Annotated in this window: 5 protein-coding genes; 3 read left to right on the top strand and 2 right to left on the bottom strand. The window is 63.9% G+C overall.

What is annotated here, in order from left to right; translation table 11 throughout:
* Positions 1–608, top strand: a 608-nt coding sequence (locus BLX41_RS36300; RefSeq protein WP_473241689.1) for a PI-PLC domain-containing protein, incomplete at its 5' end; no start/stop codon positions are given.
* A gap of 16 nt (positions 609–624) precedes the next feature.
* Here BLX41_RS36300 and rnhA read toward each other — a convergent pair.
* On the bottom strand, positions 625–1077 hold the full coding sequence (gene rnhA / locus BLX41_RS26100; protein ID WP_123727221.1) for a ribonuclease HI: 453 nt from the start codon (positions 1075–1077) through the stop codon (positions 625–627).
* Positions 1078–1185: 108 nt separating this feature from the next.
* Positions 1186–1944 carry a methyltransferase domain-containing protein gene (locus tag BLX41_RS26095; RefSeq protein ID WP_123727220.1) on the bottom strand — a complete coding sequence of 253 codons (759 nt, stop codon included), beginning with the start codon at positions 1942–1944 and terminating at the stop codon, positions 1186–1188.
* 65 nt (positions 1945–2009) lie between these two features.
* Here BLX41_RS26095 and gloB point away from each other — a divergent pair, with 65 nt between their 5' ends.
* On the top strand, positions 2010–2777 hold the full coding sequence (gloB, locus tag BLX41_RS26090) for a hydroxyacylglutathione hydrolase (protein WP_123727355.1): 768 nt from the start codon (positions 2010–2012) through the stop codon (positions 2775–2777).
* A 99-nt stretch (positions 2778–2876) separates the two neighbouring features.
* Positions 2877–2992, top strand: a 116-nt coding sequence (locus BLX41_RS36295) for a lytic transglycosylase domain-containing protein (protein WP_259745221.1), incomplete at its 3' end; no start/stop codon positions are given.

Genomic DNA, 2992 nt, shown 5'->3' with positions numbered 1-2992 from the left:
CACCAGCCGATGGCCAGGTGACTTTTCCCTATCGTACCCAGCCGGTGAGCCTGCCGTCGTTGCGTCAGGCACTGATGGCGATCCCCGATTCGGTACCGGTGATTCTCGACATGAAGGCCTTGCCGGCCGCCCCCCAGGCCCGGGCGGTCGCCCGATTGCTGGAACAGTTGCACGCCTGGAACCGAGTACTGATCTACTCCACCGATGCCCGTTACCAGCAGGCTTTCGCGTCCTATCCACAGGCCCGGCTGTTCGAATCCAGGGACAGCACCCGGGAGCGTTTGGCCGGCATCGCCCTCGCCCATAGTTGCAGCGCACCACCTGCGGCCGGCAGCTGGGTGGCCTTCGAGTACCGGCGCCCGGTGCAGTTGGTCGAGACCTTTACCCTGGGTGAGGCGCGCTCCCAGGTCGATGCCCGGCTGTGGACACCCGCTGCGGTGGATTGCTTTCAGTCACGGGGCAAGGTGCGGATGCTGGCGATCGGCATCAATACGGCCGAGGACTACCAGGCGGCCGCCTGCCTGAAGATGGATGCGGTACTGGTGGATTCGCCCCGTGCGATGGGGGAAATGAAGCAGCGGCTCGAACGGCCGCTGCCGTGTCGCTGACTACCCGTTCAGGGCATCAGGACTGCTTGTAGCCGCGAACCTCGTCGACGCCGCGGTTGGCCAACTGGTCGGCCCGCTCGTTGCCATGATGGCCGGTATGGCCGCGCACCCATTTCCAGGTGACGTTGTGGCGGTTGACCTGTTCATCCAGCTGCTGCCACAGGTCGGCGTTCTTCACCGGTTCCTTGGCCGCGGTCTTCCAGCCGCGCTTCTTCCAGTTGGCCATCCACTCGTTGATGCCCTTCATCACATACTGCGAGTCGGTGACCAGCAACACATCGCATTCACGCTTGAGTTCTTCCAGGCCGCGAATCGCCGCCATCAGCTCCATGCGATTGTTGGTGGTGTTGGCTTCGCCGCCCCAGAGTTCCTTCTCGACACCCTTGCACACCAACAAAGCGCCCCAGCCACCGGGGCCGGGATTGCCCTTGCAGGCCCCGTCGGTAAAGATTTCTACGCTATCGCTCATCCACGCCTTCCATCAGAAAATTGCCAGTGGCCCGCCGCTTGGAATCGACAATGCCCAGGGCCGGGGGAACCCGGCCGGTCCATATAAAAAGAAGGTATCAACAGGTCATCAAGGTTCGCTGTTACGGCGATTGACCTTGGCCATGGGCAGCGGTACCAGCTTGCCCATCGGTTCGCGCCGGACCTGGCGCACCGGGCGCAGGCCCACGACGATCTTGCGAGCCACCAATAGATAGAAACCGCCCCCGGACAGTTGCCACTGCCCGGCCTTGCGCTCCCAGCCCGCCAGTCGTGCCTGCCATGCTGTCGACGCAAGCGGCGGACGATAGCACCCGAAGCGGCGTTTCTCCAGCGCGAACCCCAGCAGGTTGAGCCAGTCGCCCACCCGCGACGGCGCGATGCAGCGGGCCTGGCGCAAGGCGTCATGGGCGAAGACATGGCGCAAGCCCCAGGTGCTCCAGGGGTTGATACCGACAATCAGCAAGTGGCCGCCGGGCCTCACGCTGCTGGCCGCCTCCCGCAGCAGGCCGTGGGGCGACAGGCAGAAATCCAGGCCGTGCTGCAGCACCACCACATCGGCGGCGTGCTCGCTCAGGGGCCAGGCCTGCTCCTCGCAGACGATCTCCACCCCGGGCAAGGGCGCGCCCAGGCGTACATTGCGCTGCACCTGGGGCGCCGCCGGCGGGGTCTGCGCCGAAGGCCCGTAGTGCACCAGGTAACCGCCGAAGAAGCGCCCCAGCTCCTCTTCAAGCATGCGCCGCTCTTCATCCAGCAGGAATTGCCCCAGGGGGCCGGACAGCCACTCCCGGGCCGCGCTGATCAGGGCCAGCCAGTCGGGATCTGCCTGAGCGAAGGCTTTATCGGTCATTGCATTCTCCAACACGCCAAGAAGCTCTAAGATGCGCCATTGTTTTCCGCTTGGCGAATCCGAAGATGATACAGATCAGTGCCCTGCCCGCCTTCACCGACAACTACATCTGGTTGTTACAAGATCATCGCAGCCAGCGCTGCGCAGTCGTCGATCCCGGGGATGCGGCGCCGGTACTGGCCTGGCTGGAACAACACCCTGGCTGGAGCCTGAGCGACATCCTGGTGACCCACCATCACCACGATCATGTCGGCGGCGTCGAGCGCCTGAAACAGCACAGCGGCGCCACGGTCTACGGCCCGGCGCAGGAAAAGATCCCCGGGCGCGACGTGGCCCTGGACGACAACGACCGCGCCAGCATCCTCGGCTGGGACTTCGAGGTGTTCGCCGTGCCGGGCCACACCCTGGGGCATATCGCCTATTACCACCACGGCCTGCTGTTCTGTGGCGACACCCTGTTCGCCGCCGGTTGCGGCCGCCTGTTCGAAGGCACCCCGGAGCAGATGCACCACTCCCTCGGCCGCCTCGCCGCGCTGCCGGACGACACCCTGATCTATTGCACCCACGAATACACCCTGAGCAACCTGCGCTTCGCCCAGGCGGTGGAACCTGCCAACCCGGACATCGCCCAGCGCCTGGAAAAGGTCACGCAAATGCGCGAGCACGGGCGCATGACCCTGCCCTCGACCCTGGCCCTGGAGAAGTTGACCAACCCGTTCCTGCGCACCGGTGAAACATCCGTTAAACAAAAAGCGGACGAACGGAATGGCCGGGATAACCCGTCGCAGAGTGCGGTCTTTGCGGCCCTGAGGGCCTGGAAAGATAAGTTCTAAGCAGGCTAACTGTTGGCACAAAAATTCTGAATGGTTGACCGCACCCCGGGTGCTTTCTAGAATCGCCCGACATTTTTGCCCGGAACTTACTTCCAGCCAATGTCGTCATCTATTCGTTATTCCATCAGTTCAGACGCATTGACGCGCTTGGCCCAGGCCATCGCGGTAGCTGTGTCAGCGACTCTTGCGGGCTGCCAAAGCACCGGCCATGTCCC

The organism is Pseudomonas protegens (assembly GCF_003732485.1).
Classification (GTDB): domain Bacteria; phylum Pseudomonadota; class Gammaproteobacteria; order Pseudomonadales; family Pseudomonadaceae; genus Aquipseudomonas; species Aquipseudomonas protegens_B.
This window is presented reverse-complemented; position numbering and strand designations above follow the sequence as displayed.

Excerpts from the sequence above, each read along its gene's own strand:
- BLX41_RS26095 (WP_123727220.1), bottom strand. The coding sequence starts at position 1,944 with ATGACCGATAAAGCCTTCGCTCAGGCAGATCCCGACTGGCTGGCCCTG.
- rnhA (WP_123727221.1), bottom strand. The coding sequence starts at position 1,077 with ATGAGCGATAGCGTAGAAATCTTTACCGACGGGGCCTGCAAGGGCAAT.
- gloB (WP_123727355.1), top strand. The coding sequence starts at position 2,010 with ATGATACAGATCAGTGCCCTGCCCGCCTTCACCGACAACTACATCTGG.